Below are 15,888 nucleotides of genomic sequence, written 5' to 3'. Positions count from 1 at the left end.
AGTCCGAAGGTCGGAATTTATGCCTGATGCGAACCAATCGCACCCCCATTCCTGGCGCAAACCGCTGCTGATCACAGAGTTCACAGCGCTTGCCGTATTGCTGGCGTCCATGGGCTGGTTTTCCAGCCGCACCGAGAGCGGGGCCGAGCTCAGCCCCGGCTGGCTGTTGATCCCTGCCGCTGCAAGTCTGGTCGTGTTTATCTGCTTTATCGGCCTGATGTATTTACGCTGGGTGGTGGCTGCAGCTGCGGAGCGCAGAACCCGGCACAAGATTGTTTTTTCACTGCTCGTGTTAACGTTGCTGGGTGTCTGGGCCTACGGCATTGCCAACACATGGGTCAGTCTTTCTAATGCATAAGGACAGCATAATGCCAATCATTTCCCGCACCGGAACCATTCGACGAACGCTCATTCTGCTTTGTGTGGGGCTGTTTGTGCCTGGGGTCGTCTCTGCGCAGGATGAGCGGGATAGCAACAGCGATTTCGAGGGTGTCAGCCCGAAGGAGTGCGCCCTTATCAAGAACGGAATACAGCGGCTTGCCTGCTATGACGCCATCAATGACCCTGCCGCAGCCCGCAATGACGCTTCCGATCAGGATCTCGACACTATCGAAAAGTCCACCCAGACCCTGGAGTACCAAGAAGCTGACAGCCTGGAGACCGACGATTCATCACTGGGAGTTGCGGCAAACGCAGAGCAGGAATCGACGGATGAAGATACCGGCGTAATGTCGGCCACACTGAATCGCTATATGGCGGCAGAAAGGGCTCTTTTCTCGTTCTCAGGAAGTTTTATCGGCCATCGGCCAATGTATATCCTGCCCTTCAGCTATATGAAGAATGCCAACCGGGAGCCCACCAGTCCGAGACTCGGCAGTACCGGCTATGACTATGGTATTGACAACAAGGAAGCCAAATATCAGATCAGCTTCAAGGTGCCACTAATGACCGGCTGGCTTGATGGCCGCACGACCCTCTGGTTTGGCTACACTCAGAAGTCGTTCTGGCAGGTCTATAACCAGGATGAGTCCGCTCCGTTCCGGGAAACGAACCACGAACCGGAAATTTTTCTGCGGTATGCGGCGGATTTCGATATTGGTCCGGGCACTCTTAACGGTGTCACTCTGGGGCTTAACCACGAGTCCAATGGGCAGTCCGAGCCCCGTTCCCGCAGCTGGAACCGGATTGTCGGCTCAGCGGCTTACAGTTATGACCGATGGCTGTTTATTCTGCAGCCCTGGTATCGGTTACCGGAGGATGGCAGCGAGGACGATAACCCGGATATTGAGCGCTATCTGGGACATGCCAATTATTTGGCCATCTATAAGTGGACGGAGGACCGTACGCTGTCGCTGAAGTTGATGAACAATCTTCGGTCAGAGGATAACAAGACGTCTGTTGAGTTGGGTTATAGCTTTCCCATGGGGGATACAATCAAGGGGTTTGTTCATTACTACAATGGCTATGGAGAGAGCCTGATTGATTATAATCAGCGGATTCAGCGGATTGGTATCGGGATTATGCTGAATGACTGGCTTTGAACTTTTGGTGCAAGACCGGTCGGGACGGATACCCATGTCAGAAACACGCTCAAGCACATCCATGTGGCGCTTGAGCTCCGCCATCCATGGCTCCGCACAATTTCTGACATGGGTATCCGTCCCGACCGGCCCCAGAATACTGGGTTAGCCTTCCTCGTCTAGCCTTTGCATTTCTGCCAGCAACTCTGCCGTTTTTTCCTTCATCAACGGAATATCCCCCCTCGACTCCACATTCAGGCGAACCACCGGTTCGGTATTGGACATCCGTAGGTTGAAGCGCCAGTTGTCGAATTCGATGCTGGCGCCGTCGACGTGGGAGACGTTTTTGGCACCCGCACTGTATTTCGCTTCGATGGCCGCGATAACCTTTGGCGGGTCGGCGATGGTGCGGTTGATTTCGCCGCTGGCCGGGTAGGCTTCGATGCGGGCGTCGATGAGGGATGACAAGGTCTCTCCGGACTGGCACAGGCGTTCAGCCACAAGAAGCCAGGGGATCATGCCGCTGTCGCAGTAGGCGAAGTCGCGGAAGTAGTGGTGAGCGCTCATTTCGCCGCCGTACACTGCGTCTTCGTCGCGCATGCGTTGTTTGATGAAGGCATGGCCGGTTTTGCTTTCGATGGCTTCGCCGCCTGCGGCTTTGACCAGGTCGATGGTGTTCCAGGTCAGCCTTGGGTCGTGGATGACCTTGCCGCCGCCGGTTTTGCGGAGGAACTGGTCTGCCAGCAGGCCGACAATGTAGTAGCCCTCGATGAAGCGGCCGTTTTCGTCGAAGAAGAAGCAGCGGTCGTAGTCGCCATCCCAGGCGATGCCCATGGCGGCGCCGTACTCGATGACGGCTTCAGAGGTAACGGCGCGGTTTTCTTCCAGGATGGGATTGGGTACGCCGTTGGGGAAGTGGCCATCGGCCTCGTGATGCACTTTGACGAAATCAAACGGCAGGTGCTGTTCCAGCTCGTCGATAATCAGACCCGCTCCCCCATTGCCGGCGTTGACCACGATGGTCTTCGGCTTGAGTGATCCGGCATCCACGTAGCCCAGCAGGTGGTCTATGTAGGCGGTGGTGACTTCCCAGGGTTCGTAGCGGCCCTGCTCCGGCGCGTCGGCAAAGGGCTCCGGCACGCGGTCGCGGATGTTGTTCAGGCCGTTGTCGGAGCTGATCGGGCGTGAGTCCGGACCCACCATTTTCATGCCGTTGTGGTCCCGCGGGTTGTGGCTCGCGGTGACCATGATGCCGCCGTCCATTTTGTAATGACTGGTGGCGAAGTAGACCATCTCGGTGCCGCACAGGCCGATATCGAAAACATCGGCACCGGCGGCCATCAGGCCGGAACTCAGGGCGTCGGCGATCTCGGGGCTGGAAAGGCGGATGTCGTACCCGACGATCACTCGCTTCGCTCCCGTCACTTCCACGTAGGCGCGGCCGATGCGCTCGGCCAGTTGCGGGTTGAGCTGGTCCGGCACGCGGCCGCGCAGGTCGTAGGCTTTAAAGCAGGACAGGTCCATTGTCACGGTGGCTTACTCCGCTGCGGAAGACTGAAGTTGAATATAGTTCTGAATGCCCATCTTGCCGATCATGTCGAGCTGGGTTTCGAGCCAGTCGATGTGCTCTTCCTCGCTGTCCAGAATACTGCGGAAGAGTTCGCGGCTGGTGAAATCCTGAACCTGCTCGCAATAAATGACGGCTTCCTTGAGATCCTTGTGGGCGATCATTTCCAGCTTGAGGTCACAGGAGATCATCTCCTCGACGTTCTCGCCGATCATCAGCTTGTTCAGATCCTGCAGGTTCGGCAGCCCTTCCAGAAACAGGATGCGTTCGATCAGTTGATCCGCATGCTTCATTTCGTCGATGGACTCTTCGTATTCCTTGTCCGCCAGCTTGGTGATACCCCAGTCCTTGTACATGCGGGAGTGGAGGAAATACTGGTTGATGGCGGTGAGCTCGTTGGCGAGTACTTTATTCAGAAACTGGATGACTTTCTTGTCGCCCTTCATTACAGATCTCCGTGCGTGAGTGTGCAATCCCTACAAGGATAGCCCCTCAGCCGGGGAGAAAAAATCACAAATAGGAAATGATTGCAGCAAACGCCCGATCAGGCTGGCTGGGCGAGCATGTTTGCCATGGCCAGATAATCCGGTGCGCGACTCTCACGGAGAATTTCCCGGGCGGTGCAGGCGCAGCGGCCACACTGGGTTCCGACGCCCAGTTCCCGGCCAAGCTGACGCATGGAACTGATGCCGTTGTCGGCAGCTTCACGGATTTCTCGGTCTGTTACACCATGGCAAAGGCAAACGTACATAGGGGTTACTCACGGGGCCGATGAAAGGTACTGATAATTATTGTCATTTGCATGCGGCTTTGCAAGCTCTGCGTGCGTTTTTTGTGCAATTAAATGTATCAGTACGCCTCAAATGCCCGTAAGCCGGAATGTCAGCGGCAGGATCAGGGCGGTAAAGATGCCCGTCAGACCCATCCCCAGTGAAGCAAAGGCCCCTGCGGTGGGGCCTATTTCGAACGCCCTTGCCGTACCGAGGGCATGACCGTTCAGTCCCAATGCAAAACCGAGGATGCGGTGGTCAGTAATGGAGAGCCAGCGGGCGACCAGGTCCACAAACAGCGTAGCCAGCATACCGGTAATCAGCAGCCCGCCCATCATCAGGGACACAGAGCCACCCAACTGCTCGGTGATGCCAATGGCAATGGGTGCCGTCACCGACTTCGGCGCCAGCGACGCCAGCACTTCCTCCGAAGCGCCCAGCGAGGCGGCGATCACCACGGCATACACCGCGGCCATCGTGGCCGCCACTGGCAGGGTGAACAGGATGGGGCGCCACAACGCCCGGATATGATGCATCTGCTGGTACAGTGGCACACCCAGCGCCACCGTGGCCGGTCCCAGCAGGACCGTTAACCATTGCGAGCCTTCGCGATATTCTGCGTAATCCATCGTCAGAATCGCGATCATCCCGCTGACCAGCATGGCTGAGATCAGGATTGGCGGCAGCCACACCGGTTGGTTGAATAGCCTGAAAATGCGGTTACCGGCAAAAAATGCCCCTAGCGTCAGCACGATCGCCAGCGCCGGACTGGTAGACAACAGGGCCAGCAATTCCTGAAAGCGGGCGGACAATTCACTCATGGCCGCCAGCCTCTGGGCCACTGAAACGCTGCATCAGCCATAGCGTCGTGAGTACGCTCAGCAGGGTGCCCGCGGCCAGCGCGACCCCAATGGCCAACCATTGCCCCGCAAACTCGTCGGCCACAAAAAACACACCCACTACCCCGGGCATAATCAGCAACACCAGCACCGAAATCAGTGCCTGACTGGCCCCGGCAAGACTGTCACTGATGGAACCCTTGATCATCAGCAACAGGGTGAGCAGGATCATTCCGATAACGCCACCACTGACCGGTAAAGCCAGCAGCACCCTGAGGACCTCACCGGCAATAAAGAACACCGTCAAAACCAGAAAACCGTACAACATCGACATGGCTGTTGCTTCTCTACTGTATATTTGATTTACACTAGCACCCTGGCCACACCAATGCAGGAAGCTCAATGGCGCTCAAGGCAACCATCTTCAAGGCGACACTGAACATCGCCGACATGGACAGGCACTACTACGCTGACCACCACCTCACCATCGCCCGCCATCCATCGGAGACCGACGAGCGCATGATGATACGCCTGCTGGCCTTCATACTGAACGCCAGTGACAGCCTGGAATTTACCAAGGGTATCAGCACGGACGACGAACCGGACCTGTGGCAGAAAAGCCTGAGCGACGAGATCGAGCTCTGGATCGAGCTTGGCCTGCCGGATGAAAGCCGCCTTCGCAAAGCCTGCAACCGCTCCGATCAGGTGATTCTGTACACCTACGGCGGCCGCGCCGTGCCCCTGTGGTGGGAAAAACACCAGGGCAAACTGACTCGCTTCAACAACCTCACCATCATCAATCTGCCGCCGGAAGCCACCGAGCCACTCGCCGCCCTGTCTGAGCGCGGCATGAACCTGCAGTGCACCATCCAGGACGGCACCGTGAATATCGGCAATGAGGAAACCCTCGTCAGCCTGACTCCCGAGTCTCTCTACCCCGCCTGAAAAAATCGGCCTTCCGGGTCTACCAGAACAGAGCAGTTTACGTTAAGGTAAACTTTAGCCGATTTTGACCGGAGCCGCACCAGGTTCTTTCAGGTTGGCTATACTCAAAAAAACATCGACACCCTCACAAGGGGTGTTTTGTTCCTCAGGCCACCACCCCAGGAAGAGGATTATGACAACAACAAAAGCCAAAGTTGCTTATTCCCCGGTTTTTACCGACGGTGCGGAATTCCGGATTCCCACCTTCAAATTACTCAAGCAGGACGGCTCGCTCTACAAGGGCGCCAAGGCCCCTGATATCAGTAAAGAAAAAGCCCTTCGCATTTACCGCGCGATGGTTACCACCCGTATTCTCGATGAACGCATGCTTGCAGCCCAGCGTCAGGGCCGCCTGAGTTTCTACATGCAGTGCACCGGCGAGGAAGCCGCCGTGATCGGCAGTACCGCCGCCCTGGACGACGCCGACATGATCATGGCGCAATACCGGGAACAGGGTTCCCTGGTCTATCGCGGTTTCACCATCGATGAGTTCATGAACCAGCTGTTCGGCAACGAACTGGATTACGGCAAGGGCCGCCAGATGCCGGTTCACTATGGTTCGGCCGAGCTGAACTACATGACCATCTCATCGCCCCTGGCTACGCAGATCCCCCAGGCCACCGGTTACGCCTACGGTCAGAAGCTCAGGGGCGAAGGCCACTGCACCATTACCTATTTCGGGGAAGGCGCCGCCTCGGAGGGTGACTTCCACGCCGCCCTTAACATGGCCGCTGTCCACCGGGTGCCAGTGATCTTCCTGTGCCGCAACAACGGCTACGCCATTTCCACGCCAGCCGCCGAGCAGTTTGCCGCTGATGGTGTCGCACCCCGGGCCTATGGCTATAAGATGGACGTGATCCGCGTCGATGGTAACGATATTCTCGCCATGCACGAGGCCACCAAGGCGGCCCGAAGCCTGGCCGTGGAGCACAATCGCCCGGTCCTCATTGAAGCCATGAGTTATCGACTGGCCGCACACTCCTCCTCTGATGACCCGTCCGGTTACCGCAGCAAGGACGAGGAAGCCGTATGGCGCGAGAAAGACCCGATCCTGCGAATGCGCCTCTGGCTCGAGAGCAAGAAGTGGTGGACCGAAGACGATGAGAAAAAACTTCAGGAAAACATGCGCCGCGAGGTTCTCGAGACCATGAAACGGGCGCAGAAACGGCCACCACCAGCGCTGGACACCCTGGTGAGCGATGTCTACGACGAGGTGCCACCGGCTCTGGCTGAACAGTTCGATAAACTCAAGGCGCATATCCGCCGTCACCCGGACGCGTACCCGAAGAGTGCTGAACACGCTAAGGGAACAGCCAAAGAGGGAGGCCTGAAATGACACAGATGAATATGCTTCAGGCCATCAACAACGCCCTTGATACTGCCATGGCTGCCGACGAGCGGGTGCTTTGTTTCGGTGAGGACGTGGGCATCTTCGGCGGCGTTTTCCGTGCCACCAGCAACCTGCAACAGAAATACGGCAAGGCCCGCTGCTTCAATACGCCGCTGGTGGAGCAAGGTATTATCGGTTTCGCCAATGGCCTGGCGGCCCAGGGCTCCGTGCCGGTCGCCGAGATACAATTTGCCGACTACATCTTCCCGGCCTTTGACCAGATCGTGAACGAATCGGCCAAGTTCCGTTATCGCTCCGGCAACCTGTTCAATGTGGGCGGGCTCACCATTCGCGCTCCATACGGCGGTGGTATTGCCGGCGGGCTCTACCATTCGCAGTCTCCGGAAGCCTATTTTGCCCATACCCCGGGCCTCAAGATCGTGGTTCCCCGGAACCCGCATCAGGCCAAGGGTCTGCTGTTGGCGGCTATCCATGACAAGAACCCTACCCTGTTCTTCGAGCCCAAACGGCTCTACCGCGCCTCCGTCGGCGACGTACCGGATGAAGACTATCAGCTGCCTCTGGGTGAAGCCGAAGTGCTCAAAGAAGGCACGGATGTCACCGTACTGGGCTGGGGCGCCCAGATGGAAGTGATTGAACACGCCGTCGAAATGGCGGAGAAAGAAGGCATTTCCTGTGAAGTCATCGACCTGAGAACCATCCTGCCGTGGGATGTGGAAACCGTCGCCAACTCGGTGTTCAAGACCGGACGCTTGGTGGTTACCCACGAAGCCCCGTTGACCGGCGGTTTCGCCGGCGAAATCGCGGCGACGATACAGGAGCGTTGCTTCCTGTACCTGGAATCCCCGATCGCTCGGGTGACCGGGATGGACACACCTTTCCCGCTGGTGCTGGAAAAAGAGCATCTGCCCAATCACCTGAAGGTCTATGAGGCCATCAGGTCGAGCGTGGAATTCTAGGTTGATATCAGGACAGGAGAGCAATCATGAGTGATTTTATACTGCCCGATATCGGCGAAGGTATCGTGGAGTGCGAACTGGTCAAATGGCTGGTCAGCGAAGGGGACGTGATCGAAGAGGACCAGCCGGTGGCCGAGGTGATGACCGACAAGGCCCTGGTGGAAATTCCTGCTCCCTATAAAGGCCGGGTAACGCGCCTCTACCATAAGGAAGGCGACATCGCGAAGGTTCACGCCCCGCTTTTCGAATTGGTGGAAGAAGGCGGCGACAGCGAACGGGACACAGCACCTCAAACACCAACGACAGAAGCCGAACCTGACGCCAGGGAAGCAGAGCCTGTGCAGGAAACCTCTGGCACCACCACAGCCAATGACGATGAAACCGAAGACTTTATCCTCCCCGATATCGGCGAAGGCATCGTCGAGTGTGAGGTAGTGGAATGGCGCGTGGCTGAAGGTGACGAGATCGAGGAAGACCAGCCGGTAGTGGATGTCATGACCGACAAGGCCATGGTGGAGATTACCGCGCCCAAGGCTGGCCGCGTCACCAAGCTTTACCATAAGCAACAGGAGATGGCCCGGGTACACTCTCCGCTGTTTGCGTTTATTCCCCGCGACCGTGACGAGCCCACCGAGGCAAAAGCTACACCAAAACCAGCACCGGAATCCGCCCCGGCTACTGCAAAACCGGTTTCAACAGGAAACCGCCAGCGGATTCCCGCCAGCCCCGCCGTGCGCCGCCTGGTGCGGGAGCATGACCTGCACCTGGCGGATATCGACGGTTCCGGCAAGGATGGCAGGGTACTGAAGGCCGATGTGCTCGCGCACCTCGACAAGCCAACCGCGCCTGCACAACACCAGGAAGACACTGGTGAATCGCGGCAAGCAAGTCAGGGCAGCGGACGCAGGATGCCAAAGCGCGAGCAGGAAGTACGGATCGAACCGATCAAGGGCATGAAAGCGGCAATGGCCCGCAGCATGGTCAAGTCGGCAACCACCATCCCCCACTTCATCTACAGCGAAGACATCGACGTTACTGACCTGCTGAAACTGCGGGAGCAGCTCAAACCGGAAGCCGAAGCCAGGGGCTCACGGCTGACACTGATGCCATTCGTCATGAAAGCCATGGCGCTGGCGGTTCAGGAATTCCCGGTGCTCAACAGCCGTGTTAACGACGACGTTACCGAGATTCACTACCTGCCCAGTTGCAATATCGGCATGGCGGTGGACGGCAAGGCCGGGCTGATGGTTCCCAATGTCAAAGGTGTTGAGAGCCTGACCCTGCTGGGCATTGCCGATGAAGTGGCCCGTCTGACCGAGGCGGCCCGCTCTGGCCGTGTCAGCCAGGAGGATCTCAAGGGCGGCACCATCACCATCTCCAACATTGGTGCGCTGGGCGGCACCTATGCCTCGCCCATCATCAATGCACCGGAAGTGGCGATTGTGGCCCTGGGCCGGACCCAGAAACTGCCGCGCTTCGACGCCAACGGCCAGGTGGTGGAACGCGCCATCATGACCGTGAGCTGGGCGGGCGACCATCGCATCATTGATGGTGGCACCATTGCGCGTTTCTGCAATCGCTGGAAAGGCTACATGGAATCGCCGCAATCGATGCTGTTGCATCTGGGCTGACAGGACATCATGGCGCAGAAGACGCAACTGCAGCAGTTCTACATACCTGAAGAGCAGTCGATCTACCTGCTCAGCCATGACGATGCCAAGAAGCTCAAGGACTGGGTGGCACTGTGTGCCACCCAACTCCGCCAACTGGGTTACCTGGACATCGAGCTGATTGGCAAGGGCGCCTACGGCTTCGTGTTCGCAGGCCGTCTGCCAAGTCCGGACAACACCGGCCCCGAACACGTCTTCAAATTTACCCGCATCAACTTGCCCCAACACCTGCAGGACCGCCTGGAGGACGAAGCCTACATCCTCGAGCAGGTCCGGCACCCAAGAGTGCCCCGGCTGATTGCCTACCAGCGGGCACACAACCAGCCCATCCTGGTGATGGAGCGGGCGGCCGGTCTTAACCTGGAAGAAGTCTCCCTGCGTGAAGGCCGCCTCAAGCCACGGGTGGTGATGCGAATTGCCGACCAGCTTGCGGATATCCTGCGCAACCTGCGCCGGGAGAATGGCCCTGCCGGGCGCCCTATCGTTCATGGCGATATCAAGCCCTCCAACCTGGTGTTCGACGCCAGCACCGAGAATATCGCCCTGATCGATTGGGGTTCGTCGGTGTTCGCACAACTCGACGCCAATCTGCAGTTCATCACCAGCAATGTCATGGAGCTGATGTCCGACAACCTGCAGCAGACTAACGCACGGCTCGGGGACGTCTACTTCATCGGCGAGGAACAATTGAATGGTGGCCTGTCATCTCCCCGTTTTGATGAACAGGGCGCTGCCGGGACTCTCTACGCGCTGGCATCTGGACAGTCGTGCCGCTTCGGGCACCAGGCAATACCGGCCAACTCCCTGGGCCTGCCCATGGAATTCGCCCGCATGCTGGATGGCATGCTGGCCCCGGATCCGGAAACGAGGCGCCAGGCCGGCGACTACTACCTCAGAGAAATGCCGAGAATGGCCCGCACGGTGATGATTGATCTGCCAGAGCCGGCGTTGAACCCGTTGGTGCCGGTGTGGACGCGACCGTCAGACCATGAAATCGACACTGTGGTGTACAGCTCCCGAAAATCCTTCCTGCGACAGGAAGGCGCTCCGGAAACCCTCAACGACGTCAATGACGTGCAGCTGGACCGCTACTATAAAAACTTCATGCAAGGGATGGGTGAGACGGAAAAGGCGTTTCTCGCTGCCGTCAGCCGGCTTGGGCGATACCCCGTCGAAGGTGGCCTTGCCGTGCGCTGGGAGAGTGATGGCGTCTACATCGACACCTCGCTGAATCTGCATGACCCCAGCCTGAAGACCGCTTTCATCAGGGCGGTCAACAACATGGTGTATCTGGCCCAGGCCATCTACCGCCAGGGCATCTTCAAGAGCTGCCTGTTCAACGCCCGCAACACCCTCCACATCGACCGCGATGAACCAGACCAGCCCTTCGTGCCGGAACCCGGCATGCAATTGCGTTATGAGGTTAGCGCGGCGCCAGAGGTGGAAGACGAATCGCGAGTGCATTCCTACTTCGAGGACGGCCCCGACCCGGAAGAGTTCCTGGTACTGCCGCAAACCATCATTACCGCGCTGGAATCCCTCAACGACATCCACCATACCGGCATGATCATCTTCGAAGCCCTGCCCCGCCACCTCAAGATCCACAGCCACTACCGGCTGCTGGACCCGGACCGGGAGGGAGAATTTTCCCGGCTTCTCGACGAAATCCTGTCAGCGGTGGACCAGATCACTGGACTGGGCGTTTCCGGCTTCATGAAAATGCCCTACAAAGACACCCGCTTTTTCCCGCACATTGAGCGCCTGCCGGAACGTTATTATCCCCGGAACCCCAGAGTTGAAGCCGATTCCGTCTGACTCCTGAATCATGCCAAACCAGCGCCAAGAGGACTGGACAGAACCCCCCATCACACGTAAGATTGCGCACTCGAAATTGATGCCAAGGCATTGATTCCGACAACCGCCCGTAGCTCAGCTGGATAGAGCGCTGCCCTCCGGAGGCAGAGGTCAGAGGTTCGAATCCTCTCGGGCGGGCCATTATTTTAAAAGGCTTGCGTGAGAACGCAGGCCTTTTTTATTTGCCTGTGTCCGAATTGTGTCCACGGTGTGTCCGCACAAATTCGAAAGGATATTGGGGCGATCGCAATCTGACCTTTGCACTGAAAGAAACCAAAACACCTCTAGATAAGAAGATTCATTGAGGGCACTACGGTCGCAAAGCGAACGTTCAGATTTGGGGATAACGCTGATGTTAAGCGGCCGACTTGCCGGAGCAACCGCGTAGGCAAGGCGGTCCGGTGGAGGGCCGTAGGCCCGGAACGAACTTGAACGACTTGTTATAAGGGAACTTGCTCGCCAGCAATATCCCAGACCTTTCCCACGCTCTCCCGCAAGAAAGCAGGGGCATCCTCTGTTGCGTAAATCACGGCTCTGTATCTATTACTTACAATCGCAAATGATCTGAACAAGTGCGTAACTTCAAGAGACTTTTCAGGAGGAGTTTCGTGGTGGTGGTTGAAGTTGAAATAACACACAAGATCTAGTTTTTCGCGCTCCCGAGGACCATATTTCCTTACCAAGCTCTCCGCATACCTGTGGCTACGCGCAACTATGTCGCAAAACGAAATGAACTTCGGATTATAGTCGCTGACCAAGTCTGAAAAATCTTCTGCGTTTTTGGCCACTAACAATGCCTTACGATATTCGTCACTTCGGCGACGCCCGTGTTCCAGAATCTCTTTAACCTGGAAATTTGCCTCAAGAAAAGCGACATCTGCAGGCTCGTCCGCTTCGGACAAGAATGATTCTGAAAACTCATCTACTGCATATTCAAGAAGCCGCGCAACCACCCATTTTTCCCTCTCGAATTTTTGCTCATTCGTGGAGAGAAATTCTAGCGACTCTTGAATGGCCTCGACTCTTTCCGACTTCCAGTCATCCTCCTCCATTAGCCTCTTCCCTTATAACGCTTGCAGTTGCGGCAGGTACGGAGCGGAGCATAGTACCTGTCCGACAACCTGCACTGGTTAGGTGTTTCGCGTCTTATAGGTCACCTTCGGATACCCGTAATCTAGGATACTGACGCAATCATTGATACCCGCTACCAAATATTCTTTGAGTTCGTGGCCTTCATCGATAAGTGGTGCCGTCTCGCGGTCTGACTCCGCTGCCAGCCAACCATTGCCCAAGACCTCGAATATCCAGTGATCCCTAGAATCATCTCCCCAGAATTCCAGTAATTGACCTTCGTCGAGTACGCGAAAGCCTTCCACTGCCTCAAAATCGACATAGACTATCTCATTAGACCGAAACGAAAGCGTGAGTCGTAGCGTCCAAAGGTCATAGTTGACCATGAGAAGCTCCGGCACATTGCCTTCTTGTCTCGCTTCTAGCCCCTTGATGTGAGGGAATTTCATGTTTCACCTAACGCGGAGCTTTGCGGCTATTTTGGAACCGCGAAGCGGTGGAAAAATTGTCCGGCAACAGCGGCTGGTTATGCATTATTCGTAGTGGCTCCAGAGTCTGAGGACTTTCACGACTTGCTCGTCCTCCAGTACTTGGTAGACCAGGCGATGCTGAATATTAATGCGGCGCGAATAGGCCCCCGCAAGATCACCAATTAGCTTCTCAAACGGAGGCGGCTTGCGGTACGGATCTTCCGCTATTAGCGCTAACAGTTCCTGGGCTTTAGGTTTGAGGCCGCTGGAGGCCAACTTTTTTGCATCTTTCTGGGCCTGCTTGGTGTAAACCAACTTCCATGTCACCAGTCCAGCTCCTCATCGCATGCATCCACGGGAGTATCCATCCCTTCCCGAATAGACTCCCGCATACCGGGTACGGAGAGCAGGTAAAGTGTTTCCTGAATAGCAGACCAGTCTTCTTCGGATACCAGAACAGCTTTGTTCCGCTTACCCATGATGACGATTGGTTGGTGGGACTCGGCGGTCTCGTCAATCAACCGATAAAGGTTGCTGCGCGCCTCAGTTGCTGTGATTCCGGTCATGACGCACCTCTTGCGTGTTTAACTTTTAATCAAGTGTACGCCTATAGGTACGTACGTCAAGACGAACGCAATGCATAACGCCTAGCTCACCGGGAAAATAGGAGCGCAGCGAGTATTTTGTCCGGTGTAGCTACTTGTTAGCCGCTGTCTCGAAGTCATTTAATAGCCTTTTAAAATCTTCCCACTCAGCATCCTGATAGAAGTTAATTTCGATGGGATATCGTGGGTGGCCACTCAGCGCCTTGTTAAAAGCCTCTAAGAACTTATCTTGGTCGTGTATGTAGTAAACAAGTTCTTTTAGATTGTTGCCGGTTCGGCTATATACATGACGAAGAACCTGATCTTTTTCAATATGATCTTCGATGGCATCCTCTAGTACGATCATGCTTTGGTTTTCATCGTTTAACGGCATCCCGTTATTCGATTCGCCATCGTATTTCCAGGATATGACCGTTAGCCATGACAAGTTAGATCTGACGCTATCCTGTGGAAGCTCATTGACGAATTTGTAGATTACGGGCAATCCGTCTTCGTATACGCGACCAATTATTCCTTTTTCTTCTTCAGCATTCGCGGTCATGGCAAATATTATTCCTAGAAGTGTGGCGATTACTCTATTCATACGGCTAACAGCTTATTAGTTTGAATTCTTATTAAACCGCAATGCCACCACCCCGTCCAAAACTGAGTCACGGCCCGGACAATCTCGCCTTTTCAAACCCTTACCATCCGGCTCTCAGGCGCTTTTCCTCTCCTGATTCTGTGGAAAGTTTGCACGCGGGTTATTGTTGCACGTTTCTGCTAGTTAAATCCAAAAGGCTAAAAATTTCCGTTTCTAAATCAATAAGCTACTAGGGTGCTCTGTGAAAAGAGCGCAGCGCCATGCAAATTAAGCCGCAGAATTTTTGGCATTTTCGAGGCTTTTCCATTATAACTGTACAAATATACAGCTTTCAGCCAAGGAGGGGCGACTGTGTCAAAATCACCGTTTCTGCAATCGGTTCGTACAGAAATCAGGACGAGGCAGTACAGCTATCGAACCGAGAAAACCTATCTCTACTGGGTCCGCCAGTTCATTCTGTTCAATGACAAGAAGCACCCCGAGGTGATGGGCAATCACGAAATTGAGCGTTTCCTGAATCATCTCGCCGTAAATCGAGGGGTCAGCCCCGCCACCCAAAACCAAGCACTCTGCGCCATAATCTTCCTTTACAAGAATGTGCTGAAAAGGGAGATCGAAAACCTGCACTACAAGATGTCGAAAACACCCCGGCGCATGCCCACGGTTCTCAATCCAGAGGAAGTCGCTTCTATTCTAGGGAATATGGATGCGGAGTATTGGCTAATTACTGCCCTTCTTTATGGCTGTGGTTTGAGGATCAGCGAAGCTCTCTCGCTTCGCATAAAAGACATCGACCTGAAAAGCCGGAACCTGCTGGTGTTCAACGGTAAGGGCCGAAAAGATCGATATACCCTCATCCCCGGCAACGTAAGAGAGAACGTGGAGCGGCAAATCGCCCATTCACGAGCGCTACATGAGTCGGACCTGGCTGAGGGATTCGGGCTAACATCAGTCCCAGCCTCTCTGCACAAAAAGTACGGACCGGTCATGAAAGACTTTGGTTGGCAGTATCTATTCCCATCCTCCACAAGATGCGTTCACCCCATTGCAGGCTATGTTTGCCGACATCACCTTCATCATTCAACATACGCGCGGCAATTAAGGCAGGCCGTGCAAGCGAGCGGAATTACCAAACGGGTGACGGCGCATACTTTTCGCCATGCTTTTGCCACTGAGCTGCTGAGATCGGGAAGTGATATCCGAACGGTTCAGGAAATCCTCGGCCACAGCGAGATTCGGACGACTGAAATCTACACCCACATTATTGGCGATCGAAGAGCTGGAACAGTTAGCCCATTTGATCGTTTGCCGGGTTCTTGAGAAGCGACCAAGCGCTCAACTGGTGTAGATAACGCCAAGGATATGAAGTGTTGCGAATGTTCGCTTTTGTTTAGCAGCGCCCCGATCGGAGCGTCCGGTGGAAGACCCCAGGACGGAACGGTATTCCTCAAAAATATAGACACGCCCGCGGTGGACTTACCATAGACTGGGGGACGTCCAACACATGAGCGGCTCGGGTTAGGCTTCCCAATTGAGAGACTTTGATAAATACATGCCATTTTGGGTCGAGAATCGACAACATCTACAGAAATTCCATTATGTGAATTTTGTTTGGGAGCATATTAACTGATCGAAAGGTCGACAT

18 protein-coding genes and 1 tRNA gene are annotated in these 15,888 nt (G+C 55.6%); 9 read left to right on the top strand and 10 right to left on the bottom strand.

Annotated elements, in window-relative coordinates; translation table 11 throughout:
* Window positions 1-19: 19 nt before the first annotated feature.
* Window positions 20-358, top strand: coding sequence for a hypothetical protein (locus FDP08_RS15570; RefSeq protein ID WP_137437034.1), 339 nt, complete (start codon window positions 20-22; stop codon window positions 356-358).
* A gap of 10 nt (window positions 359-368) precedes the next feature.
* Window positions 369-1,541: a phospholipase A gene (locus FDP08_RS15565; protein ID WP_137437033.1), complete on the top strand. Its 1,173-nt coding sequence runs from the start codon at window positions 369-371 to the stop codon at window positions 1,539-1,541.
* Between the two features lie 144 nt (window positions 1,542-1,685).
* On the opposite strand, the gene FDP08_RS15560 is transcribed toward FDP08_RS15565, so the two are convergent.
* The 5 genes from FDP08_RS15560 to FDP08_RS15540 form a co-directional block, all read right to left on the bottom strand.
* Window positions 1,686-3,044, bottom strand: a complete 1,359-nt coding sequence (locus FDP08_RS15560) for a phosphohexomutase domain-containing protein (RefSeq protein WP_137437356.1) — start codon at window positions 3,042-3,044, stop codon at window positions 1,686-1,688.
* A 12-nt stretch (window positions 3,045-3,056) separates the two neighbouring features.
* Window positions 3,057-3,533, bottom strand: a complete 477-nt coding sequence (bfr, locus tag FDP08_RS15555; RefSeq protein ID WP_137437032.1) for a bacterioferritin — start codon at window positions 3,531-3,533, stop codon at window positions 3,057-3,059.
* 98 nt (window positions 3,534-3,631) lie between these two features.
* Window positions 3,632-3,838 carry a bacterioferritin-associated ferredoxin gene (locus tag FDP08_RS15550; protein ID WP_137437031.1) on the bottom strand — a complete coding sequence of 69 codons (207 nt, stop codon included), beginning with the start codon at window positions 3,836-3,838 and terminating at the stop codon, window positions 3,632-3,634.
* Between the two features lie 108 nt (window positions 3,839-3,946).
* Window positions 3,947-4,678 (bottom strand): LrgB family protein, encoded by a 732-nt coding sequence (locus tag FDP08_RS15545; RefSeq protein ID WP_137437030.1) that lies wholly within the window; start codon window positions 4,676-4,678, stop codon window positions 3,947-3,949.
* Window positions 4,671-5,030, bottom strand: a complete 360-nt coding sequence (locus FDP08_RS15540; protein WP_137437029.1) for a CidA/LrgA family protein — start codon at window positions 5,028-5,030, stop codon at window positions 4,671-4,673. Before FDP08_RS15540 ends, FDP08_RS15545 begins: the two co-directional genes overlap by 8 nt.
* 68 nt (window positions 5,031-5,098) lie before the next feature.
* Between FDP08_RS15540 and FDP08_RS15535 the strand changes: the two genes are divergently transcribed.
* The 6 genes from FDP08_RS15535 (at window position 5,099) to FDP08_RS15510 (ending at window position 11,655) form a co-directional block, all read left to right on the top strand.
* On the top strand, window positions 5,099-5,641 hold the full coding sequence (locus FDP08_RS15535; RefSeq protein ID WP_137437028.1) for a YaeQ family protein: 543 nt from the start codon (window positions 5,099-5,101) through the stop codon (window positions 5,639-5,641).
* A gap of 172 nt (window positions 5,642-5,813) precedes the next feature.
* Complete coding sequence (locus tag FDP08_RS15530; protein WP_137437027.1) at window positions 5,814-7,016, top strand: thiamine pyrophosphate-dependent dehydrogenase E1 component subunit alpha; 1,203 nt, start codon at window positions 5,814-5,816, stop codon at window positions 7,014-7,016.
* The gene (locus tag FDP08_RS15525) at window positions 7,013-7,990 is read left to right on the top strand and encodes an alpha-ketoacid dehydrogenase subunit beta (RefSeq protein ID WP_137437026.1); all 978 of its coding nucleotides are present in this window, start codon (window positions 7,013-7,015) and stop codon (window positions 7,988-7,990) included. Before FDP08_RS15530 ends, FDP08_RS15525 begins: the two co-directional genes overlap by 4 nt.
* 26 nt (window positions 7,991-8,016) lie before the next feature.
* Window positions 8,017-9,621, top strand: a complete 1,605-nt coding sequence (locus tag FDP08_RS15520) for a dihydrolipoyllysine-residue acetyltransferase (protein WP_137437025.1) — start codon at window positions 8,017-8,019, stop codon at window positions 9,619-9,621.
* A gap of 9 nt (window positions 9,622-9,630) precedes the next feature.
* The gene (locus FDP08_RS15515; RefSeq protein WP_137437024.1) at window positions 9,631-11,475 is read left to right on the top strand and encodes a protein kinase domain-containing protein; all 1,845 of its coding nucleotides are present in this window, start codon (window positions 9,631-9,633) and stop codon (window positions 11,473-11,475) included.
* 103 nt (window positions 11,476-11,578) lie between these two features.
* A tRNA-Arg gene (locus tag FDP08_RS15510) sits at window positions 11,579-11,655 on the top strand.
* A gap of 299 nt (window positions 11,656-11,954) precedes the next feature.
* Here the strand turns inward: FDP08_RS15510 and FDP08_RS15505 are convergent.
* The 5 genes from FDP08_RS15505 to FDP08_RS15485 all read right to left on the bottom strand — a co-directional run bounded on the left by FDP08_RS15505 (window position 11,955) and on the right by FDP08_RS15485 (window position 14,201).
* Window positions 11,955-12,566 (bottom strand): DUF1780 domain-containing protein, encoded by a 612-nt coding sequence (locus tag FDP08_RS15505; protein ID WP_137437023.1) that lies wholly within the window; start codon window positions 12,564-12,566, stop codon window positions 11,955-11,957.
* A gap of 78 nt (window positions 12,567-12,644) precedes the next feature.
* A complete protein-coding gene (locus FDP08_RS15500) occupies window positions 12,645-13,034 on the bottom strand; it encodes a hypothetical protein (protein ID WP_137437022.1) in 390 nt (129 codons plus the stop codon).
* Between the two features lie 84 nt (window positions 13,035-13,118).
* Entirely contained in the window at window positions 13,119-13,382 is a 264-nt protein-coding gene (locus FDP08_RS15495) for a Txe/YoeB family addiction module toxin (RefSeq protein WP_068440496.1), read from the bottom strand.
* Window positions 13,379-13,621 (bottom strand): type II toxin-antitoxin system Phd/YefM family antitoxin, encoded by a 243-nt coding sequence (locus tag FDP08_RS15490; RefSeq protein WP_069184580.1) that lies wholly within the window; start codon window positions 13,619-13,621, stop codon window positions 13,379-13,381. The genes FDP08_RS15495 and FDP08_RS15490 overlap by 4 nt, the downstream gene beginning before the upstream one ends.
* A 130-nt stretch (window positions 13,622-13,751) precedes the next feature.
* Window positions 13,752-14,201 carry a DUF695 domain-containing protein gene (locus FDP08_RS15485; protein WP_206077299.1) on the bottom strand — a complete coding sequence of 150 codons (450 nt, stop codon included), beginning with the start codon at window positions 14,199-14,201 and terminating at the stop codon, window positions 13,752-13,754.
* 393 nt (window positions 14,202-14,594) lie between these two features.
* Between FDP08_RS15485 and FDP08_RS15480 the strand changes: the two genes are divergently transcribed.
* The gene (locus FDP08_RS15480; protein WP_137437020.1) at window positions 14,595-15,563 is read left to right on the top strand and encodes an integron integrase; all 969 of its coding nucleotides are present in this window, start codon (window positions 14,595-14,597) and stop codon (window positions 15,561-15,563) included.
* Window positions 15,564-15,888 lie beyond the last annotated feature (325 nt).

Source organism: Marinobacter panjinensis, assembly GCF_005298175.1.
GTDB classification, from domain to species: Bacteria; Pseudomonadota; Gammaproteobacteria; order Pseudomonadales; family Oleiphilaceae; genus Marinobacter; species Marinobacter panjinensis.
This window is presented reverse-complemented; position numbering and strand designations above follow the sequence as displayed.

What these genes read in the sequence shown, in the direction of transcription:
- FDP08_RS15570 (WP_137437034.1), top strand. Translation starts at nt 20, where the DNA reads ATGCCTGATGCGAACCAATCGCACCCCCATTCCTGGCGCAAACCGCTG.
- FDP08_RS15565 (WP_137437033.1), top strand. Translation starts at nt 369, where the DNA reads ATGCCAATCATTTCCCGCACCGGAACCATTCGACGAACGCTCATTCTG.
- FDP08_RS15560 (WP_137437356.1), bottom strand. Translation starts at nt 3,044, where the DNA reads ATGGACCTGTCCTGCTTTAAAGCCTACGACCTGCGCGGCCGCGTGCCG.
- bfr (WP_137437032.1), bottom strand. Translation starts at nt 3,533, where the DNA reads ATGAAGGGCGACAAGAAAGTCATCCAGTTTCTGAATAAAGTACTCGCC.
- FDP08_RS15550 (WP_137437031.1), bottom strand. Translation starts at nt 3,838, where the DNA reads ATGTACGTTTGCCTTTGCCATGGTGTAACAGACCGAGAAATCCGTGAA.
- FDP08_RS15545 (WP_137437030.1), bottom strand. Translation starts at nt 4,678, where the DNA reads ATGAGTGAATTGTCCGCCCGCTTTCAGGAATTGCTGGCCCTGTTGTCT.
- FDP08_RS15540 (WP_137437029.1), bottom strand. Translation starts at nt 5,030, where the DNA reads ATGTCGATGTTGTACGGTTTTCTGGTTTTGACGGTGTTCTTTATTGCC.
- FDP08_RS15535 (WP_137437028.1), top strand. Translation starts at nt 5,099, where the DNA reads ATGGCGCTCAAGGCAACCATCTTCAAGGCGACACTGAACATCGCCGAC.
- FDP08_RS15530 (WP_137437027.1), top strand. Translation starts at nt 5,814, where the DNA reads ATGACAACAACAAAAGCCAAAGTTGCTTATTCCCCGGTTTTTACCGAC.
- FDP08_RS15525 (WP_137437026.1), top strand. Translation starts at nt 7,013, where the DNA reads ATGACACAGATGAATATGCTTCAGGCCATCAACAACGCCCTTGATACT.
- FDP08_RS15520 (WP_137437025.1), top strand. Translation starts at nt 8,017, where the DNA reads ATGAGTGATTTTATACTGCCCGATATCGGCGAAGGTATCGTGGAGTGC.
- FDP08_RS15515 (WP_137437024.1), top strand. Translation starts at nt 9,631, where the DNA reads ATGGCGCAGAAGACGCAACTGCAGCAGTTCTACATACCTGAAGAGCAG.
- FDP08_RS15505 (WP_137437023.1), bottom strand. Translation starts at nt 12,566, where the DNA reads ATGGAGGAGGATGACTGGAAGTCGGAAAGAGTCGAGGCCATTCAAGAG.
- FDP08_RS15500 (WP_137437022.1), bottom strand. Translation starts at nt 13,034, where the DNA reads ATGAAATTCCCTCACATCAAGGGGCTAGAAGCGAGACAAGAAGGCAAT.
- FDP08_RS15490 (WP_069184580.1), bottom strand. Translation starts at nt 13,621, where the DNA reads ATGACCGGAATCACAGCAACTGAGGCGCGCAGCAACCTTTATCGGTTG.
- FDP08_RS15485 (WP_206077299.1), bottom strand. Translation starts at nt 14,201, where the DNA reads ATGACCGCGAATGCTGAAGAAGAAAAAGGAATAATTGGTCGCGTATAC.